The sequence below is a fragment of the Geoglobus acetivorans genome (assembly GCF_039641995.1).
GTDB classification, from domain to species: Archaea; Halobacteriota; Archaeoglobi; order Archaeoglobales; family Archaeoglobaceae; genus Geoglobus; species Geoglobus acetivorans.
The window spans coordinates 793,234-819,406 of sequence record NZ_CP087714.1; the positions used below are offsets into that span (position 1 = coordinate 793,234).

The following is a 26,173-nucleotide window of genomic DNA, read 5'->3' on the forward strand; positions in this document are numbered from 1 at the left end:
GGGCTATGAGGATCCTTGTATTTGGCCATGGCGGGATGGGTAAGATTTTCAGAGATTTCTTTGAGGCGAGAGGATATTACGTCAGAAGCTATGATGTCGATGAATCTAAGGCTGACGTGCGTCTTGAGGAGACTGGAAATTTCGATATCGTGTTTCTATGCGTCCCCATGGACAGGATTGAAGAGGCGGTGAGGATAGTTATCAGTGTTTCCGCTCCAAAGCTTGTGGTTGATATATCGAGCGTTAAGAAAAATGCTATAGACATTCTGGAAAAATACGGGCTGAGGTATCTGAGCATCCATCCGATGTTCGGTCCTGGCAGTGATCTGGGGCTGTCGAACATAATAGTTGTGAGGAAAAGCGGAGCTCCCGAGGAAAAAATTATCCTCGAAGAATTCAGGAAGTCAGGAGCAGTGCTGACGGAAATGTCGGTTGAGGAGCATGACAGAAAGATGGCTGAAATACAGGGTGTTGCTCATTTCGTTCTGTTCCTTTTCGCCCTCTCTCTGAAGAACAGATTCCATGATGATTTTGAAATTGCCAGTCCCGTGTTTCTCGTTCTTCACAAGCTTGCAAGCAGGATCATCAATCAGAACTGGGAGATGTATTACCTCATCCAGAAAAACGCTGAAGAGCTGAGAAGAGAGGTAGCTGAGAATGCAAAAATTCTTGATGAAGCTCTCAGCGACAGGGACAGGTTCAGAGAGCTGGTTTACAGCCTGAGGAAATCGTTCAGGAACTACAGAGACTCCACACTCATTCTCGAGTCGTACAAGGCCACGGTGGATGCACGGGGAATAGATGAACTCAGGGGTTACATCAGGGCGCTGGACTCGCTCATTCTGGAGCTGATTGAGAGAAGGGTCAATGCCGGTAAAAAGGTCGCCATGGAAAAAATTAAGCTGAACGAACCGATAGAGATATCCCGCGTTGAGGACGTCAAGATGAGGGAGATTCTGAAGAGGACAGGTCTGAATCCTGTGCGGGTATCCGAGATATTCGAGAAAATCATGGAACTCACCAAGGAGGAGGAATACAGGGTTCTCGGCATCGGCAGAAAGGTTGCGGTCCTCGGGCCAATGGGCAGCTTTTCGGAGGAGGCTGCACTTAAGCTTACGGGTTCGAGGCTGCCGTTAATCTACAAGAACAGCGTGGATGATATTTTCAGGGCAGTTGAGAGCGGTGAGGTGGAATGCGGTATCGTGCCTATAGAGAATTCAACTTATGGCACTGTGCTGAACACCTTGGATGCGCTTTTGAAATACGACGTTCAGGTTTTCGGAGAGTATGAGCATGATATCAGGCACAATCTGGCTGCGAGGAGGGATCTGCCTCTCAAGGAGATAAAGACCATATACTCGCATCCCCAGGCAATAGCACAGTGTTCGGAATTCATCAACAACTATCTCCCCCATGCTGAAATCAGGTACACGAGAAGCACCAGTGAAGCTGTGGAGATGCTCGATGACAGCTCCGCAGCCATAGTTTCCGAGCTTGCAGCAAGGCTCTACAGACTGCATGTGATAAAGAGGGGCATTCAGACCGCAAATAATAACAGGACGAGGTTTTACCTGATTCGAAAATCGGGTGAAAACGGAGATGGAGACATAACAAGCCTTTTCTTTGGAGTAGAGGATGAACCCGGAGCTCTCTTCAGAGTTCTTGAGGTGTTTTACAGGCATGGCATCAATCTGAGAAAACTCGAGAGCCGGCCTGCAGGTACAAAACTCGGAGATTACGTGTTTTTCGCAGAAGCTGAAAGAAAGCTCGATGATAGCATTCTATCTGAACTGAAAGAAAAAACCTCATTTTGCAGGATTGCGGGCATCTTCAGAAAAATAGATAGGCTTGAAGTCTTCAGCGAGCGGAGAACATCATCAGGAACAGAATTCCAAACAGCATGGCAAACATGAATATCATGTAGTTTCTCTGTCTTTTCTTATCCTCTTCGTACTTCTGCTGACAATCTTTGCCGCAGAAGACATCTTCTGGCTCAATGGCCTTTCCGCAAACAATACAGTGTCTGTGGGGTATTATACCGGGCATATCTTTTCCACTGCCATGTCATTATTAAACTTTACCTTCTTTTTCCCCACGGGCACACCTTTATGCATATCCCGCAGACCATTGCCCCTATGTTTCTGTCCGAGGCAAACTCCTTCAGTATTCCGGCACACCTGTCAACATCGAAGACCTCCTCCCTTTCAGGATAGTCCTCAAACTCTGAATCTCTGAGCGCTCCGACTATGCAGTTTTCAATGCACTCTCTGCATCTGCCGCATCTTCTCTTAACGGGTTCTCCGGCTTCAAGTGGCATATCTGTCAGGATGCTTGCCATTCTTATTCTCGGGCCATGCTCCTTTGTAACCAGCAGTAGATTTTTCCCGATCCATCCCACGCCTGCGGCTCTGGCTATGGCCTTGTGGGATATGTAGCTCCTCCAGTGCAGCCCCTCTATTATCCTTGAGGCCGGAATGGGCATTGCCTTATAGCCGTGTTTTTCAATCTCTCTTGAGATTTCAAATGCAGCATGGTCAAGCCTGTCGTTGGCAATCTGGTACTGTCTTGCGTAGATTGATCTGCTTTCAGGCAACCCATCGAAAACAGCATCGTTCAGCCTCACACCTATAACCATTCCTCTTGTGAACCTTTCAAGGAGGTTTTCAGGGTAGGTGGGGTAATTCCTGAGAGGATCGAGATCTGCAACGCCGATAACATCAATAGCGAGCTTCTCCTTGATCTCTTCGAGATTCAGCATAGAGGTTTACCTGATTGAACAAATATAAAACTTGTCATGAAAAAATCTCAGAATATGTGTATTGCAGTTGCCTTAAAACTGACATAAATCTCTTCATCTCTCTTTATCCCCATTTCGAGCAGTGACGATCTGGTGATGTATGCTCTCAGCTCGACATCCTCCGCATCGAGTGTGAGCTTAACCAGGGCACCGGTCTCCTCGATGCTCTTCACCTTTGCTCTCAGCACGTTTCTGGCAGACGTTCTGATCGCATCGCGTGAGATGATTATGTCTTCAGGCCTTATCCCAACCCTTATGCGACCGTCTGCCTCAAATGGCAGCTCAATCTCGGTGCCATTTATCTTGAGGGCCTTTCCAGAGGCATGCCCCTCGATTATGTTCTCAAAACCGAGAAATCTGGCAATCCTTTCGTTCTTGGGCCTGGAAAAGACCTCCTTGACATCACCTACCTGTTCGAGCCGTCCATCAACCATCACTCCGATTTTGTCTCCGAGGCTGATCGCCTCCTCGAACGAATGGGTTACGTGCAGTGCCGTGAATTCGAGTTCCCTCTTCCACTCCTTCATTTCCGCAATCAGCCTGTTTCTTGTTTCCACGTCGAGATTTGAGAATGGTTCATCGAGCAAAAGTATCTCTGGCCTTAACACAAGCGCTCTCGCTATTGCAACTCTCTGCTGTTCTCCGCCGCTCAGAGTTTTTGGATTCCTCTTCAGCAGGTGAGATATTCCAAGCACTTCCGATATCTCTGAGATTTTTCGCTCCATTTCATTTCTGGACGTTTTTCTCAGCTTCAGTCCGAAGGCTATGTTATCATGAACATTGAGGTGAGGGAAAAGGGCGTAATTCTGGGGGATGTACGCAATTCCCCTCTTCTCCGGAGGAAGTGCAGTTATGTCCTCTCCGCTGAGAAATATTCTTCCCTGATCTGGAACGAATATACCGGCTATGGTCTCGAGCAGCAGCGTTTTCCCTGCACCACTCGGACCCAGAATCACGAAATATTCTTGCCTTTCAACCTTCAGACATATATCTCTGAGCTCGAATTCCATCCAGCTCTTGCTCAGGTTTTTCACTTCAAGCATTGTTTGACCTCCCTATGAGCCATCTCAGAGAGATGAAGACACCGAGACTGATGATGATCAGAATTACGGACACCGGCTGTGAGGCCTTCAGACCGTAATTGTTGAAGTACTCCATGACCAGTATCTGGGCAGTTTTCGGGTAGTATGCAACTATCAGTATCGCACCGACCTCACTTATAGCTCTGGCCCACGTCATTATTGCTCCGCTCAGTATTGCGGGCATGGCGATTGGGAGCGAGACGGTGAAAAACGATTTCAGCTTGCTCGCCCCGAGCGTTCTCGCCACATGTTCAAGCTTCTCGTCAACGGCCCTGAATCCATCTCTCGCAGAGTTTATTGTGAATGAGGCCGAGACGAACAGCATCACCATCACTATTCCGAGATAGCTGTCGAGAATTTTGCTGGAAAAGGTTACGAGGAGCATGATTCCAACGACGGAGTGGGGTATGACGATGGGAACATCCACAACGCCCTGGATGATACTTTTCCCCCTGAAATCTTTTCTGGCAAGAATGTATCCGAGGGGAACTCCCAGCAGGAGTGCGATAACTGCCGTGATGGTCGATGTCATCAGCGAGTTTCTCAGAGCTTCGAGAACCGTTTCATCCTGCAGAGCCTTTAAAAGCGCTCCGAAATTAAGCATCTGTTTTCCAATGAGCGTACCGATCGGTAGGGCAATGTAGATTACTATGAAGCTTCCTATGAGGGCGAAGAATGAATTTACGTAATCCCTCATGCTACCACTGTTCAGCTGGTTAAAAAATAAAAAATTATTCGCTCACGACTTTGACAGAGCCTTTTATCTCCTCAGGCACGTTTCCAAAAGCAATCGGTGGGTTCAGAAAATCCTGATAGTTCTTCTTGAATATTTCCTTTCCGTCTTTGCCCAGAAGGAATTTGAGGTAGTCTATTGCGAGTTCTCTGTTCGGAGCATCTTTCAGAACTGTTATGCCATATACGATCGGTTTGGCCTCAATTGTTTTGCCCGTGGAGCCGAGGGTTATGCTTACCTGTTTGTAGTACTTTTCTTCACTGAAATCGCCCAGGCTTATTTTTCCGGGAAGTTCCACGTACTTCAGCCCGTGCTGTTCTGCCAGACTCTTGTATGTGAAGATGTAGTCTATGCTTCCGCTCTCTATGATTCCTGTGAGGTCGCTCTCCTTCGGTCTCACGACTATTCTGTCTGTTCCGACCTGAATGTCTTTTGGTGCGAATATGTGGTTTCCGTCAGCGTAGATGTTGGTGTTGCTCTCTATGAGGGTCTCGAAGATGGGCTTTCCGTAATACAGGCTTGCGAGTTTTGTAACCATGACTGATCTGTATCCGCACGGATCCTGATTTGGATCGCTGAATCCAAAGCTCACGTCATCTCTTGCCAGTATGTCATACCAGTTATCGGAATTTATCTCATCGGCGTACTTGCTTTTGTCAGTATACGCAATAACTATCTCATTTTTTGCAAACAGGACGTAAAAGTCCGTGTAATTCGGGACAAGCATCTGTGGAATCAGCGTGTAATCCGCTACTGCAACAATATCTGCTTTTTTGCCCAGGTCTGTCACCTTTCTGACAGCCATAACACTGCCGCTCGCTTCGTTCTGGATTTCTACGTTGTATCCTTTCGCTTTTGCATATTCCGTGAACGATTCACCGAGGTCCTTCAGGGGGTTGCTGAGAGAACCAGCGTGGAAAATTTTGAGGATCGCTTTCTCAGTACTCTCTGCACCCTGTTTTTCATTCGATGCCGAACAGCCTGCGAATATTCCTGCAGCCACTATGAAGAGCATCAATATCGCCAGTTTTTTCATGTCCCATCTGTAAATGGAGTTTAAACATAAATATTTCGTTATTGAAAAACCGATAACGTTTTAAAAAATCCGGTGATAGAACAGGTCATGGACTTTGGGACAGTTACGCCGAGAATTGAGATTTTTCTTGAATATGATGGGAAAAAGGTTGCTGACAGCAGTGCGGCTGAGCTTTTGAGGGCCATAAAGGAGAAAGGTTCAATTCTGTCAGCCTCACACTCGCTTGGTATTCCCTATTCAAAGGCATGGGAAATACTCTCAAGAATCGAAAGAATCTCTGGAAGAAAGGTGGTTGAGACCAAAAGAGGAGGAAAAAGGGGCGGAGGTGCGCACCTTACGGCTTTTGGTGACAGGCTGCTTGCAGTCTACATGAAGGCAAAAATGGACCTTGAAAAAAGAACCGCCATGGCTGAAAGAAACTCTGAGTCGGTTTTCATCGCATACAGCAACGACCCTCTGTTTGCGATGGTTGTTGACAGGCTTTCCGGTGAGGAGAACGTGGAAAGCATTTCACCGGGGTCAGGGATGGCGCTTGCTATGCTGACCCTGAATGAGGCAGATGTGGCGTGCTGCCATCTGTATGATGCTGAGAGCGGAGAATACAACGTACCTTTCCTCAAGAAGTTCTGGCTTCATGACAGGGTCGTCAGACTGGGCGGGTTTGAGAGAGAACTCGTTTTTGCATTCCGGCGAGATTCAGGTGTTGAAGGACTGGAAGATGGCATAAGAAAGATTCTTGAAGGTAAACTCAGGTTTGCGGCGAGAAACCTTGGCTCTGGAACGAGAGAACTTGCCCGGTCTCTGTTTGAAAGGTATGCCAGAGCTTTTGGAATTCGTGAAGCGTCGATTAGGGGTCTTGAATACGAGTGCAGAACTCATGAGGATGTGGCTTACCGGATTGCGAATGGCGATGCGGATGCGGGCATACTGCTCAGGTATGTGGCAGAAAAATACGGATTGCAGGCATATCATCTGAAATGGGAGAGATACGAATGCTTTGCTCTCAGAGATTGCCTGTACAAAAACGGGGTGAAAAAATTGCAGGAACTGCTGAACTCAAGATGGTTTGTGGGTATGCTTGAGTTCCTTCCTGGCTACAAGCTGGCTGAGGGCGAGAACCAATAAATTATTTTAATCAAGCAACCAGTCATTCCAACATGACGCTCTTCACTAATGTTTACTCCTTCAGGGATGTGGAGAACTGGGTGAATGATTTCTGGAATGAACATAAGATTTATCAGAAGGCTAAGGAGAGAGGAGAAAAGCTGTTTTTCTTTGTTGATGGTCCTCCATACACGACTGGAAGGATTCACCTTGGAACTGCCTGGAATAAGGTAATAAAGGATACTGTGCTGAGGTTCAGGAGGATGCAGGGATACAGGGTTACCGATAAGCCCGGATGGGACATGCACGGTTTGCCTATCGAGGTTAAGGTTGAGCAGGAGCTTGGAATCAGGGAGAAAAAGGAGATTGAGAGCTATGGAATAGAGAAGTTCGTTGAGAAGTGCATGAAATATGCCATAGAGAACAAAAATGCCATGACAGAGCAGTTCAAAAGGCTGGGTGTCTGGATGGACTGGGAAAATCCATACATGACAATCAAAGCCGAGTACATCAATTCTGCCTGGTGGACTGTCAAAAAAGCCCACGAAAAGGGTCTCCTCGAGAGAAAGCAGATGGTCGTGAACTGGTGTCCGAGGTGTGAAACTGCCTTGGCTGATGCTGAGGTGGAGTACTGGGAGGAGACCGACCCGTCCATATACGTCAAATTCCCCATCAGGGGTGAGGATAACACATTCATCGTCATCTGGACAACAACTCCCTGGACTCTGCCGGCAAACATGGCCGTTGCCGTCCATCCTTCCCTCGAATACGCCCTCATCAAGGCCTACAGGGAGGGGAAGATAGAGTATCTCATCATGGCAAAGGAGCTTGCAGAGGACATTCTCCAGAAGGGAGGTTACGAACTCTGGGAGATTGTTGAGACCAAGCTCGGAGAGGACCTCGTTGGGCTGGAATACGAACATCCTCTGGCTGATGAGGTGCCTGTGCAGAAGGAGAAGAGACATCAGGTCTTCATGGCCGATTTCGTCTCAGCTGAAAATACGGGATGCGTCCACATCGCCCCCGGACACGGTCTTGAGGATTACGAGCTTGGCACGAAGCAGGGGCTTGAGGTGTTCAATCCCGTTGATGATCGGGGTGCTTATCGGGAGGAAGCCGGCAAATACGCCGGGTTGAATGTGAAAGAGGCCAACAGAGTTATAATCGATGATCTGAAGAATAAAGGTCTCCTGCTCGCCGAGGAAAAGATCACGCACCGCTATGGACACTGCTGGAGGTGCAAGACCCCAATAATTTACAGAGCCACCGAACAGTGGTTTTTGAAGGTCAGTGAGGTCAGGGACAGAATGCTTGAGGAAGTAGATGGTGTGAGGTGGATCCCGGACTGGGCGGGAATGGCGAGGTTCAGGGACTGGGTCAGCAACGCAAGGGACTGGTGTATAAGCAGGCAGAGATACTGGGGAATTCCGATTCCTGTATGGGTCTGTGAAGAGTGCGGCAAGGAAAAGGTTGTTGGAGATATAAACGAGATTGGCTGGAAGGAGGACCTCGACCTCCACAGGCCCAGAATAGATGCAGTTACGTTTGAGTGCGAATGTGGAGGGACGATGAAAAGGGTCGAGGACGTGTTTGACGTCTGGTTCGACAGCGGTGTGGCGAGCTGGGGAACCCTGAGTTATCCATACAGAAAAGAGGAATTTGAAAAGCTCTGGCCCGCTGACTTCATAACGGAAGGACACGATCAGACGAGAGGCTGGTTCTATTCACAGCTTGGCACAAGCGTTATTGCCTTCGAAAAAGCTCCGTACAAGACGGTACTGATGCACGGTTTCACCCTCGATGAGAAGGGCAGGAAGATGAGCAAGAGTCTGGGCAACGTGGTTGAACCGGAGAAGGTTGTCGAAAAAATAGGCGTTGACGGCTTCAGATTGTACGTCCTGTCGTCTGCACTCTGGGAGGACCTGAAGTTCAGCTGGAATGAAGCTGAGAATTACCTCAGGGTGCTGAACATCTTCTGGAATGCTGTGAGGTTTGCCCACACATACATGGAGCTTGACGATTTCAGGGAGGTTGATGTGGAAAGCACCGAGCTGAGGGTGGAGGACAGGTGGATCCTTTCAAGGCTGGAAAGATTCGTGAAAACTGCTCGGGATGCGCTCGAAAATTACCAGCTCCACAAGCTCGTCAAGGAGTTCTCAAGATTCGTTGTCGAGGACTTCAGCAGATGGTACGTGCAGCTCGTCAGAAGAAGGGTCTGGGAAGAAAAGGACAGTCCCGCGAAGATTTCTGCCTATGCAACGATGTTCAGGGTCGTTAAAAGGACCACTCTTGCGGTATCTCCTGTTGCGCCCTTCATTTCCGAATACGTTTATCAGAACTTTGTCAGGAAGTTCGGCAAAGGCGAGGAGTCCGTTTTCTTCGAAGAGTATCCACAGGCAGAGGAGGACTGGATAAACGATGAGCTGGATGAGATGATGGCCATCGTAAGGGACATAAGTGAGGCGAGCTACAACGCAAGGCAGAAAGCCGGGATCAAACTCAGGTGGCCACTGAGGAAGCTGGTCGTTGAGGGTGATGAGAGTGTCAGAAAAGCCGTTGAAGCACTGAGGGAGATAATACTCAACCAGTGCAACGTCAAGGAAGTTGAGCATGTGGAGGAATTCGAAAAGATTATCGTCGCAAAGCCCAATTTCAGAAAACTCGGACCGGTACTTAAGGATAAGGTGGGTGAATTTGCAAAATATGTAAGCACTCTGTCCCAGGACGAGCTGAGGGAGATTGTCGAAAACGGCGAGATTCAGTTTGATGGAACCCGGTTGAAGGTGAGTGAGGCCCTTGAGGTATCCTACAAATCCCAGGAAGGTTACGAGGTGGCCGAGTTTGGAAAGGGAACAGTTTATCTCTACACCGTAATTGACGAGGAGCTGAAGAGAGAGGCTTTCGCCAGGGAAGTGGTCAGAAGAATCCAGGAAATGAGGAAGGAGATGGACCTCGAGGTGGATGAGTTCATCAGGACGTATATTGAATTGAACCCGGACGAGCTTGAGGGATGGATCGATTACGTTAAGGAGGAAACGAGATCCAGGGAAATGGTCTTTGGCAGGGCAGAGGGCTATGTCAGAGAGTGGGACATTGATGGAAGAACGATAAAGATGGGCATTGAGAGATATGAGGCTTGAGGAATGGTTTGAACTGTACAGGCAAATCCTGTCTGACTTTAATTTTTCTGCTGAGGATGATGTGAAATCTGCAAGGCTAATGCACGGGCTTGGGAAGGACAAGTTGCTTGACGCAGAGGCTCTCAGAGAGAAAATTGAAGGCAGAGATGTTGTGGTTGTTGGAGGGGCGGTGAACAGCGAGGCAGACGGCGAGGTAATTATAACGGCGGGAAAGGCCATTGTGAAGTGGATGAAGCTGTCGGACAGAACTCCGGATGTTCACGTAACTGACATGGAAGAATCTGCTGATCTGCTGGTTTCTCTTGAGGAAAACGGTACGCTGCTCGTTCTTCATGCACACGGAGATAACATGGATCGAGTCAGAGAGGTGGTTCCGAGAGTGAAGAGTTTCGTCGGCACAACCCAGAATACTCCATTTGACAGAATCTATAACTTTGGGGGATTTACAGACGGAGACAGGGCTGCAATAATCGCAAAAAGGTTTGGGGCGAAAAAAATAACCCTGCACGGCTTCGACTTCAGGGCCGGGGGGATCAAGGGTAAGAAACTCTCCTGGGCCAGAAAAATCCTTGAAAAAGAGGGTCTGATTTGAAAATCGCTCAGATCACTCCCTATGCATATCCTCACATTGGGGGGGTTGAAATCCATGTGAAAAACCTCTCAAAGGCGCTGAGGCTCAGGCATGATGTAGTAACGATTTCATCAAACTCGGGAGAGGTCGTTCTGAGGAGCATCCCTGTGCCGTATTCACCCATTCCCATTCAGAAGGTGAGTGTTGAGGCGGACGTGTATCATGCCCACGTTCCAAGCCCCTTTTTTGCCCGCATGTATGTCGATGAGGGTCCTTTTGTTGTGACCTACCACAACGATGTTGAGGTCCCGGAGAGGGTTTCCGGTTACACGATGCCCCGATTTTTTGCATCACTGAGCGAGAGTGTAAACTGGAAGATAACGAGGGAAATTCTTGATAAAGCTGATGCGGTAATTGCAACAACACTTGATTATGCCCTGACCTCGCCTGTCCTGAAGGAATATGCTGGAAAGCTGCATGTCATCCCGAACGGTATCTGGGTGGACGACTTTGCTTACTCGAAGGAGAAGGAGGACTTCATACTCTATACCGGAAGACTTGTGGAGTACAAGGGTCTCGGAACACTGCTGAATGCTCTTGAAGGTTTGGGAGAAAAGCTGGTTGTTGCGGGAGATGGAGAGGACAGGCAGTATTTCGAATCGCTTGCAAGGAAGAAGAACGTCGATGCAAGCTTCCTTGGAAGGATTGCCTATTCGGAACTGGTAGAGTTGATGAGAAGAGCAAAGGCTCTGGTTTTGCCATCAAAAACCAGGCTCGAGGCGTTTGGAATAGTCCTCCTCGAAGCAATGGCATCCGGCACTCCAGTAATAGCGTACAACACTCCTGGGGTTAGATATGTTGCCGGTCATGGTGGATTTGTTTTTCGCAATGAGAGGGAACTCAGAGAGATAATCGAAAATCTGGATGAGAGGACTGTCATTAAGGCTGGTAAGCGGGGCAGAAAATTTGCGGAGAGGCACGACTGGAGCATAATAGCCAGAATGGTGGAGAAACTGTACATGTCACTCGTGTAGTCTTCTGCGGAACATGCCCGCGATTTAGGCGATTTTACCTGTTTATGAAACAGGAGAACATTCGAAACACTAAAATTCCGAAAAATTCAGCATCAGATGTGAGGAAAAGAATAGCCGTAATCATCCCTGTTTCGGTGTTTGAGCCGGCTGAAACTCTGCGGGACTGTGCCGAATACCTTAATAACCTCGACTTTGGAGAAATGGAGTGCAGGATTGTTTTCTCTTTCGATGGCGATGAGAGCGATGACAGGGTAAGGATGCTCAGAAAATACGGTTTCCTGGTTCTTGCCAGGAATACCCGGAGGGGTAAGAGGGCGGGGGCGATAAACGACGCTCTCGACCATCTGGTGAAATTTAAGCCTGATTTTGTGGCCATACTCGACGTGGATTCCCGGCCTGAAAGGGGAGTCATTCCAAGGTGTGCTGAGGCTGTTGGGGATGGCATCTTTATCGCCTCTGCCAGGCGGCGGATATCCAATCCCGTAAACAGCACTACAAGAGCTGTTGAGTTTGAATACCGGTTAATCGGCTATCTTCTCAAACATTCGGGTTTCAGGCAGTTCAACGGGCTGATAGGCGTTCTTGATGGAAGTATCCTTTTCAGACACAGGTTAAATGAGGATGCACTGACGGAGGATGCTGACTTCTCAACGAGGATGCACTGTCTCGGTCTTAAGGCGGAGCTTGTGGACGGGTTTTTTTACGAGCAATCTCCTCTGACCTGGAGAGACTTTTTTGAACAGAGAAAGAGGTGGTATTACGGTGGACTTGAACTCTGGAAGTACCTTCCAGACGTGCTAAAATCCGGAAATGTTGGGTTTATCACGTCCTGGATTTCGGCGCTGACCCTGACATTCTTCCCCTCTCTGTTCATCCCGTTCATCCTGCTGTCTCTCCCTTCCCTGCTCGTGTATTACGGGAAAGATGGATTTGAGACTTTTTCCGGGTTCATTGTTTATTCACTTGTGCTTCAGGCAGCATCAATTTCCGCAATTTTTAACTTCCTGAGGAACAAGGGTGTCGAGTGGAAGGCAGTGAAAAGAATGGAACAGCTAAAAAGCTGATACTTGCGGTAACCATAACCGTACTCTCCATTGCAGCAATCACGAAAATCGGAAACGTCAGCGTGGAGGATTTTGCCGGGGCGAAGCTCAGCTTCATTGTTATTGCGCTAATTCTTCACGCATTTTTCTGGATCTTCTGGACAATCCGACTGTGGGTCATCGTGAGGGTTCTGGAGCATAAGGCCAAAATCTCCAGCCTCTTTGCAGGTGTTCTCTCAAGCAACTTTGTGGCAGCGATAACTCCCTCTTCTGCAGGCGGGGAGCCGGTGAGGATCAAGGTTCTTGTGGACTCTGGAATGAGTGCAGGTTCCGCCACTGCCTGCATAATGGTCGAGAGGTTCCTTGATGCTCTCTTCTTTTCTGTGTTTCTTCTTGCGATGATATCTATTTCGGGATTCGCTGTGGGGCTTGGGCTGAAGGTGGGCATAGTATTCACCGCTCTGCTCATCCTCTTCTTTATATTCCTTTACGAGCTTTTCAAATCTCCTGAACGCATAGGTAGACTTCTTGGCTTTCTCGAAAAAAGATTCAGGGGAGATTTAATCGAGAGGCTGGAAAGAGAAATCTGGAGCTTCAGGAACGCAATTTCAGAGATGCTGAAAAACAGACGGATGGCGTTTGTTCTTTTCCTTCTGACCGGCCTTGTGTGGCTGTCTGAGTTTCTGATTCCCTCTGTTCTTTTAATGGCGTTCTCGTGCGAGCCTCACTGGATTCTGTCTCTGACTTCCCAGGCGATTCTTGTCATTGTGTCTCTCGTCCCTCTGACGCCCGGGAGCAGCGGTATAGCTGAGTTCGGCTTTTTCTACCTCTACTCGAGCTTTGCATCGTGCAGGATAGGGGCGGTTGCAGGGCTGTGGAGGATAATAACCTACGTGTCCAACATTCTGGCGGGTCTGGTATCGACGGTGTATTATTTAAAAAATAAGCTCTGACAGCAGTTCCTCAGCATCAAATCCCATTTCTTCGAGCTTCTTTTTGGCTCTGCTGAACGCAGAATAGTTATACTGTTCCCCAAGCCTTTTCGCCATGAGTGCTTCATACTCTGAGCTGGATAGCAGCTCTGAAAGCAGGTCTTTCAGCTCGTTTCTCTTGAATACCTTTACCTCGCACCTTTCGACAAACTGTCTGTCTCTGAAAACAATGGCTTCAGTTTTCCAGCAGGTTTCACATTCTGCGATCAGTATTCTTATGTCCTGATCACTGTGCCAGGTTATCTGCTGCATTTCTCCACCGCAGGAGCAGAAACCACCGAACCCACTGCCCTCTTCGCCTTTCAAAGCCTTTCCGCCGTAAATAAGAACCTTCAGAGGTTCAATGTATGCTATCATTGGGGAAAATTAAAGGCAGAGATTAAAAAGTTTACACCGGGGTTACTTTTTTCACTTCGGGTATTCTGCTCCTGAGGTGCTGTTCGACGAACATTGTCAGTGTGAGCTGGGACATGGGACAGCCGTGGCATGAGCCGAGAAGCTTCACCTTGACCTCTCCACTCTCCTCGTCAACATCGATGACTGCAATATTGCCTCCATCCCTGATCAGTGCCGGACGAATTTCCTTTTCGATAACCTCTTCAACCTTCTCCTTCAGACTCATAGAAACATGGTCTTTTAGGCATGTTAAAAAGTTTTCTCACTCTATGGTGAGCTGCTCGAAGGGGACGTAATCTTCAGGCACATCCTGGATGTATCCGGCCTCATCGAATACCTTTTCCTCCACAAACACCTCTGCGTCGAACCTCAAAGCGAGAGCTATGCTGTCGCTCGGCCTTGCATCTATCTCATGCTCCATCTCATCCATCCTTATGAATATCCTTGCATAGAATGTGTTTTCGATGAGGTCGTCGATAACGACTTTCTCGATTCTGGCGTTCAGTCTCTCCAGTATTTCGGCCGTCAGATCATGGGTCATGGGTCTGGGGGGAGTTATGCCCTGTATGGCAGAATGGATTGCAAGGGCCTCAGGAGCCCCTATGAATATCTGGAGAATCCTTCCGGTATCTTCCTTGAGCAGCACCACAGGAGTTCCTCCGAATATGCTCGGGGCGAGATACACCCCCACGATTTCAACTTTTTTCATTTAAGGAATTTCGGTTTTTGAAGTATTAAAAACTTCCTGCGTTATTTTTTTTAATTCGCATAAAACCTTCTCCATGGATCTGGTTGAGCTTATTGCAGAAATGGCAGAGAGGAAGGGAATCAGGGTTGATAGCATCTCAGAGGTTGAAAAAATCAAAACGGACTCGAGAACGAGATGGAAGTGCAAGTTCGGTTGCATGTATTACGGCAAGAGATATTCCTGCCCGCCTGAGGTGCCTGAAAACTTCACAGAATTTATCGGCTCTTACAGGAAGGCAGTGGCTATCACTTACTTCTTCAGGGATTACATGGAGGACAAAAGAAGAATGCAGGAGCTCTTACCTGAACTGGAATCCAGACTGCTGGAAAGGTATCCCCTCGCCTTTGCCCTTTTCCCCGGGGGATGTGATCTGTGTGATGAATGTTCCTATGAGAAAACAGGAGAGTGTGTGAAAAAAGAGAGGGTCAGGCCGTCCGTTTCATCGATGGGTATCATAGTCTCCCAGTTTGGCATCAGGATTGGTGACAGCAGGAGCGTTGCGGTGATACTGCTCGATTAGTCTATCAGCATGTTCAGACCCTCGATGAAAGCTTCAATGCTCGCCATCACTATGTCGGTCCTCGCACCTCTCGCAGTTACAACTTTATCCTCTTTTTTCAGCTGTACTATTACGTCAACAAGCGCATCTGTGCCTCCAGTAATCGCATCGACGTGATAACCCACAAGCTCTATGTCTGCAAAGTCCTTTATTGCCTTCTTTATTGCGTTTATGGCTGCATCTACCGGACCCGTTCCAACTCCTGCCTCTATCACTTCCTTGCCGTTAATCTTGAGCTTTATGCTGGCGGTGGGCATCAGGTTCACACCGCTCACGATGGACAGATCGAGAAGCTCCACCTTTCTTTCCTTTCTGATCTGGAGGACGGTTTCTATTATTGTTCTGATGTCCGCATCCGTTACCCTCTTGCCCCTGTCTCCGACCTCCTTTATTCTCGAAAGTATCTCCTTCATCTGCTCCGGAGTTGCCTTGTAGCCAAGTTCTTTCATTATCATCTCAACACTTGCTCTGCCGGCATGCTTTCCGAGGACGATGAGTCTCTTTCTTCCGATAATCTCGGGAGATATTGGCTCGTATGTCTGCGAGTTTTTGAGAAGTGCAGAAGTGTGTATCCCGCTTTCGTGTGTGAAGGCATTATCTCCAACAATGGGTTTGTTTGGAGGTACCTTCACTCTGCTGAGCTTCTCTATGAGCTGGGATGCGGGATAAATCATCTGCTTGTTGATTTTCGTTTTAACACCGTAGAGGAACTCAAGAGCCATGACAACCTCTTCCAGCGCTGCGTTACCGGCTCTCTCCCCAAGACCGTTCACGGCAACGTGTATTTCGTCTGCTCCACCCTTCACAGCAAAAACCGTGTTTGCTGTAGCAAGTCCAAAATCGTCGTGGCCGTGAAATGCCACCGGGATGCTGTATCTTTCCCTAAGCCTTTGCATGGTTTCGAATGCCTTTTCTGGGGTGAATACACCAACGGTGTCTGTGAATGTCAGACGATCTGCGTTTGCCTCCACAGCACTGTCGTACAGTTTTATCAGAAACTCAAAATCTGCTCTTGACGCATCCTCTCCACCGAACTCGACGATCAAACCTCTCTCCTTCGCGTATTCTATGGCCTTCACGGACATTTCAACAATTTCATCTCTCGTTTTTCCGGGGAACTTGCTTGAGATGTGGATATCTGATGAGGGTGCGACCATGAAGATTGAATCCGCTCCCGCATCTGCGGCAGCGTCAATATCCTCGAATTTAATCCTTCCAAAGCTGCAAATTTCAGCTTTCAAACCAGCCTCACTTATGACCCTTATCGCCTGGAACTCTCCTTCAGACGCTATTGCCGTGCCAGCTTCAATTATGTCAACGCCCATCTTGTCAAGGGCTTCAGCAATCATCAGTTTCTGCTCAACGCTGAGTGAAACGCCCGGTGTCTGTTCCCCATCCCTCAGGGTTGTGTCAAGGATTCTCACAGTCATCTCTTTAAGCCATTTAAAAATGCTATAAAAAATTAATCTCTAAAATGCGTTATGCTGTGAGGTTAATGTAACATTTATATATTGTTAACAGAAAATAAAAGATTGTATGTTTACGCTCAGCACCAGGTATTATCCGCTTCTCAAAAAGCATCTTCTGGAGTATGTGTCTGAAGAGGAGATCATCGAGGACCTGGGAACGGAGGCTCAGGGGGTAATCAGAGAGGGTTACTGGATTTTCAGGCCTTTTGTTGCGGCTGAGATTATACTTGACAGGGATACGAACAAACTGAAGTACAACACGATGGAGCCTACGCTGAACCCTGACGAGTTTCAGCTCCTTGAAAGGATTTATTTTGAGCTTACGAACATTCTGGTTTTGAAGGATGTGGTTACTGACCTGTTTCAGAAGGAAAAGATTCTCCTCTCAGCATTCAATGAGGTTGTCGATGAATTTGCGGTTGAACTCGACCCGGTTCTGAGGTTGAAGTACCTTTACTATCTCTACAGGGATTTTATTGGCTTCGGGCAGATCGATCCGCTTGTAAATGATCCATATATCGAGGATATAAGCTGCGACGGATACAACATACCCGTTTACGTTTATCACAAGAGATATGGCAACATACCCACGAACATCATTTTCGGCGATGTTGAGCTTGACAGAACCGTTCAGTCCCTCGTTCAGATGTCCGGCAAGCACATAAGCTACGGGAACCCCATAATCGATGCGACACTGCCCGACGGGAGCAGGCTGCAGGCCACGTATGGCACAGAAATCACACCGAGAGGTTCTTCATTCACGATCAGAAAATTCACGGAAGAACCACTCACACCCATAGACCTCATAAGGTTCGGCACCTACACCTACGAGCAGATGGCGTATTTCTGGCTCGCAATAGAGAACAAGCTGAACATTCTGGTGGTTGGTGAAACCGCAGCGGGGAAAACAACAACCCTCAACGCAATACTGATGTTTCTCCCTCCGGACGTGAAGGTGGTATCCATAGAAGACACAAGAGAAATCGTCCTCTACCATGAAAACTGGATCGCCGGAGTCACTCGAGAGGTTACGACAGGTGATGAGAACATCATTTCCATGTATGATCTGCTCAAGGCTGCGATGAGGCAGAGGCCTGAATACATAGTTGTGGGAGAGATCAGAGGCATAGAGGCGCAGACACTGTTTCAGGCAATGTCAACGGGTCATGCTGCCTACTCTACACTTCACGCAGGCGATGTCTATCAGGTGATCTACAGGCTTGAGAGCGAACCTCTGAACGTTCCCAGGAGCCTGATACAGTTCCTCGACATAGTGGTGGTTCAGACCCAGTGGACGAAGGAAAGCGTGAGGAGAAGGAGGGCGAAAGCAATTTACGAGTTCCTTGGAATAGATCCGAATGAGAAGGAACTCCTCATCAATGAATTTGTTCGCTGGTCATCTTACGATGATGCTTATTACCTCATCAACCCCTCAAAGAAGCTGGAGAAAATCGCCATGATCAGGGGCGAAAGCTATGATGAGGTGCAGGGGGAGCTGAAAAGAAGGGCGGAATTTTTGAAGTTCCTCGATAAAAATAACGTCAGGGACTACATCAAGCTCACCCACATGTTCCATGCATACTATCTCAACCCCGGCCAGCCGTTCGAAATGATATATAGAGAGGTAGAGGCCCATGACACTGATGCAGGACAGACGATCCAACTCTGAGGACACTTTCAGGGAAAAATTTACAGTCTACGCTCCCAGGCCATTTGTCAGGTATTTCAGGAAGAGGTATGAGAGGGACCGGGATAGATACCACAATCTTGAAAAGACACTGGTCTCCTCGAGATTGCCCGTAACTGTTCCGAGATATCTGGCGATAGCCACATTTTATCCCCTTGTCCTTCTCCCGCTGTACATAGTGTTTTCCTACTCGGTGGCCAAGGTCCTCGGTTACTATTATGCCAGCTACACAGGTGGCCTGTCCTTTCTCCCCGTCGACATCGCCAGCTATCATGAAATACCCATCAGGATTTCATTTCAGAAACCGGACGTTTTTGTGTTCGAACTTATCGTGCTGACGGCCATGACAGCACTTCTTTTCATACTATCCCGGCTGGCAATTCTGTATTATCCGAGACTTGTTCTGGTACAGAGAAGGTCCAAGATAGAATCAACCCTGCCCCACGTTGTGAACATAATGCTGGGGATGTCAAAGGGTGGGGCTTCGCTGCTCGAAATCATAAAGACAATTGCCGAGGAAAGGTCGATAACGGGAGAGGTGGGAAAGGAGTTTTCGATTATATACAGAGAGGTGAGTGTTTTCCACAGGGACCTCATATCCGCAATGAGGTTTGTTTCCAACACCACACCATCCTCGAAACTCTCCGAGTTTCTCGAGGACATGATCGGTGTTGTTGAGGGCGGCGGAAAGGTCAGCGAATTTCTCGAGTTCAAGTCCTCCCACTTCATTGAGGAAAGGGAAAGGTACTACGAGATATTCATCAACACGCTTGAAATCTTTGGAGAAGTGTATGTGGCCATGTTCGTTGTGGCTCCCCTGTTCTCGCTGATCGTGTTCATACTTCTGGGTATGATGGGTGGTGCGGAATCGTCTTTTTCGAAGCTGATCGTGTATGGCTACATTCCCATCGGTGCGGTCATGTTCATCTGGCTCATAAACTCAATGATGAAGCGTGAGGAAGGGGGCTGGGTTGAGAGGGTGTCCACTCCTCTTTTCATTGGAGCAAAGATAATCTCTGTGGACAGAGTTTCAGGATACCGGTCAAAGGGTAGACTGGCAAGGTTGCTGAAAAGGCTGAAATCTGATCTGAAAAAGATTTTCAATATCGATCTAATCCTGAGAAATCCCCATTACACTTTTGCAGCAACCATTCCGGCGGCACTGCTGTTTTCAGCAATTGTTTACGGAAAATTGAGAATAGAAACACTTCTTGTGACTGTGCTTCTGATTGTGGCGATACCATACACGATACTGTATGAAATCAGGATTGTGAAACTCAGAAAAATGGAAAATGAACTGCCGGACCTTTTGAAGCAGCTGGGCAGTCTTAATGAAAGCGGTCTAACACTCGTGAACGCCCTCAAGGTTCTTTCAATGTCTGACCTCGGGGCCCTGACGAGGGAGATATCCAACATACGGAAGGACATAGAGTGGGGAAGGCTCGCCACTGAAGCCTTTCTGAGGTTTGAGGAGAGGGTGGGCAGCCCGGTCGTGGGGAAGGTCATATCCATCCTCGTGAAGGCTCTTGAAGCCACGGACAATGTAAAGGCCGCCATTTTCACCGCAGCAACGGATGCTGAGATGTTTCTTGAATTCAGAAAGAGGGTTGCGAACGAGATGTTTGTTTATACGGTCATAGTCTACGTTACCTTTTACGTCTTCCTGTTCACGATTGTGATACTCAACCAGAATTTCATCAAGGTCTTCTCGAACATCACAGTCCCTCAGTCGGTTTCGGGAGTTTACTTTGCCTCTCTTAACGTCTCTGAAACCACAACTCTCTTCTACCACGCAAGCCTCCTTAACGGGCTTTTCAGCGGACTTGTTGCTGGAGTCATGGGGTCAGGAAGCCTGAGGTCTGGAATAAAACACTCGATTTTCATGGTGGTCTCTGCGCTGCTGGTTTTCGTTTACTTTGTTGGTGTGGGGTTCTGAGAAGATGAAGGTGGGTTACGGGGTATATCCCCTGCAGGAAATGGAACTGAAGTTTGGGAGGCACACACTGAGGATTGTGAAGGAGTCTGAGGTGTTCAGGTACATCAGGGAATCTAAGGATGGTAGGGTGGAAAAGGTTCTCGCATCGAGGGAGGGTAAAATTGCAGTGAATCCTGTGGAGCCCGTAAATCTTCCAAAAAACGTTACCAATTACCTTGAGATAAACTTCAAAAATACGCTGTTAATCGAACCGGGACACAGAAAAACCTTCTTCACGACTTTTCCTGTGGAAATTGGAGTTTTTACAACTGGGAAGGGTGATATCGAGCTGATTGATGTTTTCTCAAATGTCAATCTGAAGTACAGTCTTTACGGGGATCCGAGAAACGGGGTGGTGTGCAGGTACTGGGAAAGTGAGCTGTACACCAACCTGCCTGAAAGGAATCCGCTTGAAGAGGGGATCATGAGGATATCCATACGGAACAACTTTGGCGAATGGGTGGAGGTGAGCCGAGCAGTATTCAACGTCTACCTCATGAAGATTTACTACAGCGACGAGATGGTGTTCTCAAATGCCGAGATGGAGATACTCTCGAAAGTCTCTGCCGAGACGAAGTTCCTGATGGATACGATGAGGGATGGTATGAGGAAGAGCGTGGAGGTGTTCACACCGAGAAAAGTGCCTGTGGTTACCAAGAGATTTTTCATGGAGTGGGGCGTATGATAGACCTGCTCGGTGTCAAGATATACGGCGATGTAACCATAGGGAATTTCCTGATTGCCATATTCATAATCTCGTTTGGTGTTTTTCTGGCAAAAGTGCTTACAACCAATTTGAGGAGAACACTTGGCGACAGGATTGAGAAAAATCAGAGGGAGCTTGTTTTAAAGGTGGTTTACTACATCATAGTTCTTGTTGCGTTCCTTACGGCCCTGCCGTTTCTGGGCCTGAACCCATCAGGACTTCTTGTTGCAGGTGGAATTACCGGTATAGTTCTCGGTTTTGCCAGCCAGAGTGTGGTGTCCAACTTCATCTCCGGCATTTTCATCCTGTGGGAGAAACCGGTGAAAATCGGAGATCAGATCAGCGTTGCGGGCATATCGGGTTATGTGGAGGACATAGGGATAATGTCCACAATCGTCCGAACGTATGACGGGCTTTATGTCAGGATACCCAACAATACTCTCTTCACAAGTGAAATAACGAACCTCACTGGAAATGTGGCGAGGAGGTTCGAGTACGTAATAGGGATAAGGTATTCGGATGATGTTGACAGGGCTGTGGAGATAATAAGGGGAGTCATAGAAAAGGAGCCATTCGCACTCAAAAATCCGGCACCAGCCATTTTTGTGAACGATCTCGGTGACAGCTCGGTGAACATCGTTGTGAGAATATGGTCCCCCGTGCAGGTGTGGTATGATGTGAAAATGGCCCTGCTGAGCAGAATCAAGGAGGAGCTGGAGAAGAATGGCATCGAGATTCCGTTCCCTCAGAGAGTAATCTGGTTTGCTAATGAGCCTGAGATGAAACACAGGAGAGGTGAGTGATGCGGGTTGTTGCAGTCTCGGATACACATGCTGAGAATTTCCGGGACCTTCCGGACTCGCTGATCGGTCTATTTGATGCTGCCGATATGATTGTCCATGCGGGAGACTACACGACTATTGAGGTCGTCGATGTAATGTCTTCGGAATATGAGTTCATCGGAGTCCACGGAAATAGCGACGACCCCGAGGTTAGGAGGAGACTGAATCAATTTGAGGTCTTTGAGGTTGATGGAGTCAGGGTGTTTCTCACGCATGCAGGGCATTTCGATCACGAGTTTCATGACCTTGCCTACAGAGCCATGGAGTTTGGTGCCGGGCTTGTGATTTTCGGCCACATCCACCGGTTTCACTCCGAGCAGTTTGGCAGGGTCAGGGTCCTCTGTCCCGGGAGTCCCACAAGGCCCAGACTCTCTCTTCCAAGCTGCGCGGTCATCGATATTGACGAAGGAAAGGTAGAAATAAGAAGAGAGCTGATCGGGTGATGTCATGAAGGTGTGCATCGTCAGTGGCAGTGCAGAAAAGATCATTGGGGAGCTCGAGAAAAAGGGGAAAGTAATAATAATCGAGAAAGGCAATCCACAGGGAGAAAAAGTTCTTTTCGGTGAAAACTGCGTGAGTTTTACCGTAAAATCGAGAAATCTCAGGGATATGCTTGAGATTCTTGCAGACCTCGGTTATGATTACGCCTTGCTGAAGGGGTTTTTGAAGGAAGAGGTCGAGAATCTGGGCATCAAAATTCCGGAGATTGAGAGTGCTGATGAAGCTGAATACGCTGATGACTGCGAGACCATAAAGAGCATAATGCGGAAACTCAAGGAGAGTGCTGGAGCGGAGTTTTCCGGGGCTATCGGGATTTTCGTCGGCTTCGTGAGGAGAATTTCAGAGGGCAAGGAAGTGGTCAGGCTCGAGTACGAGAAGTACGATGAACTCTTTGAAAGGGTCAGGAAAGAGATAGAGCAGGAAATTCTGAAATATGATGGTGTGAGGGGGGTTCGAATCCACCACAGGGTTGGCACCCTCGTTCCTGGAGAGGATATAGTTTACGTTGCAGTCATGGCTGAACACAGGAAACATCTGTGGGAACCTCTGAAAAGGGCTGTAGAGCTTTTCAAGGCAAAGCTTCCAGTCTGGAAGAAGGAGGTTTATATCGACGGAGAGATCTGGGCACACGACAGGGATTTAATGAAGGAGTGAGCGGAGCATTTTTATCAGCATTTCTCCCTCTTCTCTGTTTCTTGCCGTCGTAATCACGTGAATCTGCTGGACACTCCCTCCGTGGATGAGCAGTGCCCTTATGTTTCCTCTGTCGTCGCTTCTTGTGAGCTTTAACCTTACACTGCCCGTGGTGGTTCCCTTGTTCTCTATCACTCCCGGCACAATCTTTTTCACGAACTCTGATTCTGCTATCCTCATCACAAGCCCCCTCCCTTCCCGCCCGCCTATGATTGTCGAATGTGCCCCGCCTATCTTGCTCTCTGGCTTTAAATGCACTTTTTCCATCTCTCCTGAACTCATCATAAACTCGCTCAGAGTTCTGAGGAATTCATTCATCTCCATCGGTTCAAGAACAGAAATATATAGGGGGTAGAGGGCGTTTAGTTTGAGTATTCTCTCGGTTTCAGAGATAATGTCTCTGCTTTCTCCTGACAGATACAGCTTGTCTGCTCTTTTTCTGTGCAGTTTTTCCCAGATAACCTCAAAGGTGTTTCTCAGGCTTTCCCATTCACCGTAAATCCTGAAGGTCAGCGTTCTCTGCACGTCTCCAAATAATGCCAGGTTCAGCCTTCCAGATTCTGCAAAAAGTCCTGCGAGCTTCAGGTTGCGGTTGCCACAGACAAGACAGAAGTCAAACTCTTCTTCAAGCTCTGAAAAGCAGAACCGGCATTTCATATCATTCTGAGTATGTTTCTGAGCATGTATATGCTGTCTCTGGCAACACTCACCTTCGAATCACCGCCGTGTTCCCATCTTACCGGAATCTCCTTTATTTTCAGCCCCTCTCGCTGGGCAAGAACCAGCAGTTCAGTATCCCAGAACCAGTGGTTGTCCTCTATTCTGTCTATTATTTTGATGATGCTCGACTTCCTGAAGCCCTTGAATCCGCACTGGTGGTCGTGAATTTTTGATCCCAGCAGTGTTCTCACGAGGAAGTTGTAGGTTTTCGAGGGAAAGTCCCTTGAAAATGGTCTGCTGGCGGAGCTTTCCCTCATGAGTCTTGACCCTATGGCAATGTCGTAACCGCTTTCGAGGGCATTGTACACGTCTTTTATGTGTTGGAGATCTGTGGACAGGTCAACGTCCATGTATAGGACAAACTGGTATCTGGAGTTCTTTATGGCGTTGTTCAGAGCTTTTCCTCTTCCAAGCCTTTCCTCACTGTGCAGGTGCCTGACGAAAGAGTACTTTTCCTCCAGGCTCCTTGCTATTCTGTCCGTGCCGTCTGTGGAGCCGTCTTCAGCTATAATTATTTCGAATTCGTCAAAATTATCGGTCATGTATTCTCTTACGCTTTCAAACGCTTTTTCCAGTCTTGCCGCTTCGTTGTATGCCGGAAATATTATCGATATCATTTGACGAAAGTCTGACTCGAAATATTTAAAGTTTATAACCTGTTTACTACATCAATGCGTTTCAGACTTGCTGTGGGGCTGGTACTGGTCGTCATGCTGGTTTTCCTTTTCAGGGATTCGCTCCAGTATCTTCTCAGTGCAAATCCTGTTTACTTCCTTTACGGAGTTGTTTTCTACATTCTGCTGAATCTCATCCTCTCATTCAGGATTCACTACCTTCTGGTGAAATCAGGACAGCACTCTGAATTCATCGATGTTGCGAAGGCACATTTTGCAGGTATGATTCTTGGAGATTTCACACCCGGCAGGGTTGGGTACTTCTCCGCACCGCTCTTCGCTCAGAAATACGGGATGAATGCGGACGCATTCATGGGTGTAATCCTGTCATCCCAGGCGGTGGAGCTGGTTGTCAAGATATTCGGTGCATCACTTGCAGTGGTTTATTTTCTGAAGCCTGAGGAGATTTACCTTCTCGCACTCCCCGCCCTGCTCACGGTGGCGGCGATAATTTACCTGTGGTCTGACATCCCTCCGGACATTGGCAGGCTGAGAGAAATAAGAATTCATGCAAGGAAAACCGCCAGACATACGCCATTCATTGTTCTGATATCGCTTGCGGGGTGGTTGCTGACCGGGCTCCAGTGGTATTACCTGTTCCTTTCCGCTGGAATTGATGCAAAATTCGTTCAGGCCATGCTCATTCAGCCCCTTGCGACTCTCCTGATGTTCGTCCCTCTAACCCCTGCCGGGCTCGGAGTTTTCGAATCAGGCTCTGCTCTGCTGGTCTCTGCCATCTCCAGCAATCTGAATGCTGGAGTTGCTCATTCCATCCTGGTCCGGGTTTCAACGGTTGCTGCGGATCTGCCGGGACTGGCTGTGGTAATGGAAAAAAGAGGTTCATGATTCGAGGACTCTCTTCTTCAGTATTTTTACCGAGTTCAGCATGGTCTCTCCCGGATACAGCCTCAGTTCTCCGACTATGAACCTCTCGTAAAGCTCTTCATCGCTTGCACCTGACCTTATAAGCTCCCTGGCTTTCAATGTCTCTTCTCTGGCTTTTTTCGCTACGGCATCGCACTCTCTTCCTCTGAAAACGTGTATGTGTCCCAGACCCAGAATTTCGGGTCTGAACGAGGCAATCTTGTCTATGGATTTCAGGTATTCTTCAAAGCTGTAGAAAAACAGCGGAGCATGGACTCCAGAGGAGGTGACGAATCCGAAGCAGTCAGATATGAGGAGGGCGTTGCTCTTTCTGTGGTAGACTATGATAGAATCCGGTGAGTGGCCCGTGGCCTCGTATATCTCAAGCCCGTAAACGTAATCTCCCTCGCTTACTGTCCGATCCACCCTGAAACCGTTTTCAGTTTTGCTTTCATGACCGCAGACAAACGCATCTTCCTGGAGCCAGAGGTTGACGACCTTCTCCCTTTGAAAGAGCCTCGAAACGTTCTCATGCGCAAAAACCTCGGCGTCAGGGTACTGTTCGAGAATTCTGGGCAGGCCGGTTATGTGGTCTGAGTGGGCGTGGGTGAGTATGACAGCGTCTATGTCCTCCTCAAGAACTTCGAGGAATTTTTCAGCAACACAGCTCCATCCAACCTCTATGAGGACGTTCTTTTCTCCGCTGAAGACGTAGTAGTTGAAATGTCCAATTCTGTAGAGCTTTAAGGAATCTGAAAGCTCGATAACTTCTGCGTCCATGGTGTATGATTATTCATTGAAAATTGA

Annotated in this window: 27 protein-coding genes; 15 read left to right on the forward strand and 12 right to left on the reverse strand. The window is 48.0% G+C overall.

Annotated features, from left to right (window positions below; all coding sequences use genetic code 11):
- Positions 1–5 precede the first annotated feature (5 nt).
- Complete coding sequence (pheA, locus tag LPQ35_RS04700) at positions 6–1,913, forward strand: prephenate dehydratase (RefSeq protein WP_193807925.1); 1,908 nt, start codon at positions 6–8, stop codon at positions 1,911–1,913.
- On the opposite strand, the gene LPQ35_RS04705 is transcribed toward pheA, so the two are convergent.
- From LPQ35_RS04705 to wtpA, 5 genes are read right to left on the reverse strand one after another with little or no spacing between them, the layout of a single operon-like run.
- Positions 1,858–2,046 carry a DUF2116 family Zn-ribbon domain-containing protein gene (locus LPQ35_RS04705; RefSeq protein ID WP_048091993.1) on the reverse strand — a complete coding sequence of 63 codons (189 nt, stop codon included), beginning with the start codon at positions 2,044–2,046 and terminating at the stop codon, positions 1,858–1,860. The two genes, pheA and LPQ35_RS04705, sit on opposite strands and share 56 nt — an antisense overlap.
- Before the next feature lie 31 nt (positions 2,047–2,077).
- Positions 2,078–2,758 carry a 4Fe-4S double cluster binding domain-containing protein gene (locus LPQ35_RS04710; protein WP_346297696.1) on the reverse strand — a complete coding sequence of 227 codons (681 nt, stop codon included), beginning with the start codon at positions 2,756–2,758 and terminating at the stop codon, positions 2,078–2,080.
- A 47-nt stretch (positions 2,759–2,805) separates the two neighbouring features.
- Entirely contained in the window at positions 2,806–3,840 is a 1,035-nt protein-coding gene (wtpC, locus tag LPQ35_RS04715; protein WP_193807923.1) for a tungstate ABC transporter ATP-binding protein WtpC, read from the reverse strand.
- A complete protein-coding gene (gene wtpB / locus LPQ35_RS04720; RefSeq protein ID WP_193807922.1) occupies positions 3,833–4,576 on the reverse strand; it encodes a tungstate ABC transporter permease WtpB in 744 nt (247 codons plus the stop codon). Before wtpB ends, wtpC begins: the two co-directional genes overlap by 8 nt.
- Before the next feature lie 34 nt (positions 4,577–4,610).
- Positions 4,611–5,648 (reverse strand): tungstate ABC transporter substrate-binding protein WtpA, encoded by a 1,038-nt coding sequence (gene wtpA, locus LPQ35_RS04725; protein ID WP_193807921.1) that lies wholly within the window; start codon positions 5,646–5,648, stop codon positions 4,611–4,613.
- A gap of 87 nt (positions 5,649–5,735) precedes the next feature.
- On the opposite strand from wtpA, the gene LPQ35_RS04730 reads away from it, so the two are divergent.
- The 6 genes from LPQ35_RS04730 to LPQ35_RS04755 all read left to right on the forward strand — a co-directional run bounded on the left by LPQ35_RS04730 (position 5,736) and on the right by LPQ35_RS04755 (position 13,493).
- On the forward strand, positions 5,736–6,773 hold the full coding sequence (locus tag LPQ35_RS04730) for a substrate-binding domain-containing protein (protein ID WP_193807920.1): 1,038 nt from the start codon (positions 5,736–5,738) through the stop codon (positions 6,771–6,773).
- A gap of 32 nt (positions 6,774–6,805) precedes the next feature.
- The gene (gene ileS, locus LPQ35_RS04735) at positions 6,806–9,892 is read left to right on the forward strand and encodes an isoleucine--tRNA ligase (RefSeq protein ID WP_193807919.1); all 3,087 of its coding nucleotides are present in this window, start codon (positions 6,806–6,808) and stop codon (positions 9,890–9,892) included.
- Positions 9,882–10,484 carry a 6-hydroxymethylpterin diphosphokinase MptE-like protein gene (locus tag LPQ35_RS04740; RefSeq protein ID WP_193807918.1) on the forward strand — a complete coding sequence of 201 codons (603 nt, stop codon included), beginning with the start codon at positions 9,882–9,884 and terminating at the stop codon, positions 10,482–10,484. The genes ileS and LPQ35_RS04740 overlap by 11 nt, the downstream gene beginning before the upstream one ends.
- Positions 10,481–11,497 carry a glycosyltransferase gene (locus LPQ35_RS04745; protein ID WP_193807917.1) on the forward strand — a complete coding sequence of 339 codons (1,017 nt, stop codon included), beginning with the start codon at positions 10,481–10,483 and terminating at the stop codon, positions 11,495–11,497. The genes LPQ35_RS04740 and LPQ35_RS04745 overlap by 4 nt, the downstream gene beginning before the upstream one ends.
- Before the next feature lie 98 nt (positions 11,498–11,595).
- Positions 11,596–12,561 carry a glycosyltransferase family 2 protein gene (locus tag LPQ35_RS04750; protein WP_346297697.1) on the forward strand — a complete coding sequence of 322 codons (966 nt, stop codon included), beginning with the start codon at positions 11,596–11,598 and terminating at the stop codon, positions 12,559–12,561.
- Positions 12,522–13,493: a flippase-like domain-containing protein gene (locus LPQ35_RS04755; RefSeq protein ID WP_193807915.1), complete on the forward strand. Its 972-nt coding sequence runs from the start codon at positions 12,522–12,524 to the stop codon at positions 13,491–13,493. Before LPQ35_RS04750 ends, LPQ35_RS04755 begins: the two co-directional genes overlap by 40 nt.
- Here LPQ35_RS04755 and LPQ35_RS04760 read toward each other — a convergent pair.
- Genes LPQ35_RS04760 through LPQ35_RS04770 form a run of 3 tightly spaced genes read right to left on the reverse strand, consistent with a single transcriptional unit; the run spans position 13,476 to position 14,637 of the window.
- On the reverse strand, positions 13,476–13,889 hold the full coding sequence (locus LPQ35_RS04760) for a hypothetical protein (RefSeq protein WP_203219014.1): 414 nt from the start codon (positions 13,887–13,889) through the stop codon (positions 13,476–13,478). The two genes, LPQ35_RS04755 and LPQ35_RS04760, sit on opposite strands and share 18 nt — an antisense overlap.
- A gap of 31 nt (positions 13,890–13,920) precedes the next feature.
- Positions 13,921–14,154, reverse strand: a complete 234-nt coding sequence (locus LPQ35_RS04765; protein WP_048091977.1) for a NifU family protein — start codon at positions 14,152–14,154, stop codon at positions 13,921–13,923.
- A gap of 36 nt (positions 14,155–14,190) precedes the next feature.
- Positions 14,191–14,637 carry a bifunctional nuclease domain-containing protein gene (locus LPQ35_RS04770; protein WP_193807914.1) on the reverse strand — a complete coding sequence of 149 codons (447 nt, stop codon included), beginning with the start codon at positions 14,635–14,637 and terminating at the stop codon, positions 14,191–14,193.
- Between the two features lie 73 nt (positions 14,638–14,710).
- Between LPQ35_RS04770 and LPQ35_RS04775 the strand changes: the two genes are divergently transcribed.
- Positions 14,711–15,196, forward strand: coding sequence for a DUF2284 domain-containing protein (locus tag LPQ35_RS04775; RefSeq protein WP_193807913.1), 486 nt, complete (start codon positions 14,711–14,713; stop codon positions 15,194–15,196).
- Here LPQ35_RS04775 and LPQ35_RS04780 read toward each other — a convergent pair.
- Positions 15,193–16,665, reverse strand: coding sequence for a 2-isopropylmalate synthase (locus LPQ35_RS04780; RefSeq protein ID WP_193807912.1), 1,473 nt, complete (start codon positions 16,663–16,665; stop codon positions 15,193–15,195). The two genes, LPQ35_RS04775 and LPQ35_RS04780, sit on opposite strands and share 4 nt — an antisense overlap.
- A 106-nt stretch (positions 16,666–16,771) precedes the next feature.
- On the opposite strand from LPQ35_RS04780, the gene LPQ35_RS04785 reads away from it, so the two are divergent.
- Genes LPQ35_RS04785 through LPQ35_RS04810 form a run of 6 tightly spaced genes read left to right on the forward strand, consistent with a single transcriptional unit; the run spans position 16,772 to position 23,069 of the window.
- Complete coding sequence (locus LPQ35_RS04785) at positions 16,772–18,373, forward strand: ATPase, T2SS/T4P/T4SS family (protein WP_193807911.1); 1,602 nt, start codon at positions 16,772–16,774, stop codon at positions 18,371–18,373.
- Complete coding sequence (locus tag LPQ35_RS04790) at positions 18,339–20,327, forward strand: type II secretion system F family protein (RefSeq protein ID WP_193807910.1); 1,989 nt, start codon at positions 18,339–18,341, stop codon at positions 20,325–20,327. Before LPQ35_RS04785 ends, LPQ35_RS04790 begins: the two co-directional genes overlap by 35 nt.
- A 4-nt stretch (positions 20,328–20,331) precedes the next feature.
- Positions 20,332–21,051 (forward strand): DUF432 domain-containing protein, encoded by a 720-nt coding sequence (locus tag LPQ35_RS04795; RefSeq protein ID WP_193807909.1) that lies wholly within the window; start codon positions 20,332–20,334, stop codon positions 21,049–21,051.
- Positions 21,048–21,875: a mechanosensitive ion channel domain-containing protein gene (locus LPQ35_RS04800; RefSeq protein WP_193807908.1), complete on the forward strand. Its 828-nt coding sequence runs from the start codon at positions 21,048–21,050 to the stop codon at positions 21,873–21,875. Before LPQ35_RS04795 ends, LPQ35_RS04800 begins: the two co-directional genes overlap by 4 nt.
- Complete coding sequence (locus LPQ35_RS04805) at positions 21,875–22,357, forward strand: YfcE family phosphodiesterase (RefSeq protein WP_193807907.1); 483 nt, start codon at positions 21,875–21,877, stop codon at positions 22,355–22,357. Before LPQ35_RS04800 ends, LPQ35_RS04805 begins: the two co-directional genes overlap by 1 nt.
- Before the next feature lie 4 nt (positions 22,358–22,361).
- Positions 22,362–23,069: a molybdenum cofactor biosynthesis protein MoaE gene (locus LPQ35_RS04810; protein WP_193807906.1), complete on the forward strand. Its 708-nt coding sequence runs from the start codon at positions 22,362–22,364 to the stop codon at positions 23,067–23,069.
- Here LPQ35_RS04810 and LPQ35_RS04815 read toward each other — a convergent pair.
- Both LPQ35_RS04815 and LPQ35_RS04820 read right to left on the reverse strand, forming a co-directional pair.
- Positions 23,055–23,765: a DUF2103 domain-containing protein gene (locus LPQ35_RS04815; protein ID WP_193807905.1), complete on the reverse strand. Its 711-nt coding sequence runs from the start codon at positions 23,763–23,765 to the stop codon at positions 23,055–23,057. The two genes, LPQ35_RS04810 and LPQ35_RS04815, sit on opposite strands and share 15 nt — an antisense overlap.
- A complete protein-coding gene (locus LPQ35_RS04820; RefSeq protein ID WP_193807904.1) occupies positions 23,762–24,445 on the reverse strand; it encodes a glycosyltransferase in 684 nt (227 codons plus the stop codon). The genes LPQ35_RS04815 and LPQ35_RS04820 overlap by 4 nt, the downstream gene beginning before the upstream one ends.
- Before the next feature lie 54 nt (positions 24,446–24,499).
- Between LPQ35_RS04820 and LPQ35_RS04825 the strand changes: the two genes are divergently transcribed.
- A complete protein-coding gene (locus LPQ35_RS04825) occupies positions 24,500–25,348 on the forward strand; it encodes a flippase-like domain-containing protein (protein ID WP_193807903.1) in 849 nt (282 codons plus the stop codon).
- Here LPQ35_RS04825 and LPQ35_RS04830 read toward each other — a convergent pair.
- Positions 25,343–26,146 carry an MBL fold metallo-hydrolase gene (locus tag LPQ35_RS04830; RefSeq protein WP_193807902.1) on the reverse strand — a complete coding sequence of 268 codons (804 nt, stop codon included), beginning with the start codon at positions 26,144–26,146 and terminating at the stop codon, positions 25,343–25,345. The two genes, LPQ35_RS04825 and LPQ35_RS04830, sit on opposite strands and share 6 nt — an antisense overlap.
- Between the last annotated feature and the right edge of the window lie 27 nt (positions 26,147–26,173).

Coding starts and splice junctions, on each gene's coding strand:
- pheA (WP_193807925.1), top strand. CDS start 6: ATGAGGATCCTTGTATTTGGCCATGGCGGGATGGGTAAGATTTTCAGA.
- LPQ35_RS04705 (WP_048091993.1), bottom strand. CDS start 2,046: ATGCCCGGTATAATACCCCACAGACACTGTATTGTTTGCGGAAAGGCC.
- LPQ35_RS04710 (WP_346297696.1), bottom strand. CDS start 2,758: ATGCTGAATCTCGAAGAGATCAAGGAGAAGCTCGCTATTGATGTTATC.
- wtpC (WP_193807923.1), bottom strand. CDS start 3,840: ATGCTTGAAGTGAAAAACCTGAGCAAGAGCTGGATGGAATTCGAGCTC.
- wtpB (WP_193807922.1), bottom strand. CDS start 4,576: ATGAGGGATTACGTAAATTCATTCTTCGCCCTCATAGGAAGCTTCATA.
- wtpA (WP_193807921.1), bottom strand. CDS start 5,648: ATGAAAAAACTGGCGATATTGATGCTCTTCATAGTGGCTGCAGGAATA.
- LPQ35_RS04730 (WP_193807920.1), top strand. CDS start 5,736: ATGGACTTTGGGACAGTTACGCCGAGAATTGAGATTTTTCTTGAATAT.
- ileS (WP_193807919.1), top strand. CDS start 6,806: ATGACGCTCTTCACTAATGTTTACTCCTTCAGGGATGTGGAGAACTGG.
- LPQ35_RS04740 (WP_193807918.1), top strand. CDS start 9,882: ATGAGGCTTGAGGAATGGTTTGAACTGTACAGGCAAATCCTGTCTGAC.
- LPQ35_RS04760 (WP_203219014.1), bottom strand. CDS start 13,889: ATGATAGCATACATTGAACCTCTGAAGGTTCTTATTTACGGCGGAAAG.
- LPQ35_RS04765 (WP_048091977.1), bottom strand. CDS start 14,154: ATGAGTCTGAAGGAGAAGGTTGAAGAGGTTATCGAAAAGGAAATTCGT.
- LPQ35_RS04770 (WP_193807914.1), bottom strand. CDS start 14,637: ATGAAAAAAGTTGAAATCGTGGGGGTGTATCTCGCCCCGAGCATATTC.
- LPQ35_RS04775 (WP_193807913.1), top strand. CDS start 14,711: ATGGATCTGGTTGAGCTTATTGCAGAAATGGCAGAGAGGAAGGGAATC.
- LPQ35_RS04780 (WP_193807912.1), bottom strand. CDS start 16,665: ATGACTGTGAGAATCCTTGACACAACCCTGAGGGATGGGGAACAGACA.
- LPQ35_RS04785 (WP_193807911.1), top strand. CDS start 16,772: ATGTTTACGCTCAGCACCAGGTATTATCCGCTTCTCAAAAAGCATCTT.
- LPQ35_RS04790 (WP_193807910.1), top strand. CDS start 18,339: ATGACACTGATGCAGGACAGACGATCCAACTCTGAGGACACTTTCAGG.
- LPQ35_RS04795 (WP_193807909.1), top strand. CDS start 20,332: ATGAAGGTGGGTTACGGGGTATATCCCCTGCAGGAAATGGAACTGAAG.
- LPQ35_RS04800 (WP_193807908.1), top strand. CDS start 21,048: ATGATAGACCTGCTCGGTGTCAAGATATACGGCGATGTAACCATAGGG.
- LPQ35_RS04805 (WP_193807907.1), top strand. CDS start 21,875: ATGCGGGTTGTTGCAGTCTCGGATACACATGCTGAGAATTTCCGGGAC.
- LPQ35_RS04810 (WP_193807906.1), top strand. CDS start 22,362: ATGAAGGTGTGCATCGTCAGTGGCAGTGCAGAAAAGATCATTGGGGAG.
- LPQ35_RS04815 (WP_193807905.1), bottom strand. CDS start 23,765: ATGAAATGCCGGTTCTGCTTTTCAGAGCTTGAAGAAGAGTTTGACTTC.
- LPQ35_RS04820 (WP_193807904.1), bottom strand. CDS start 24,445: ATGATATCGATAATATTTCCGGCATACAACGAAGCGGCAAGACTGGAA.
- LPQ35_RS04825 (WP_193807903.1), top strand. CDS start 24,500: ATGCGTTTCAGACTTGCTGTGGGGCTGGTACTGGTCGTCATGCTGGTT.
- LPQ35_RS04830 (WP_193807902.1), bottom strand. CDS start 26,146: ATGGACGCAGAAGTTATCGAGCTTTCAGATTCCTTAAAGCTCTACAGA.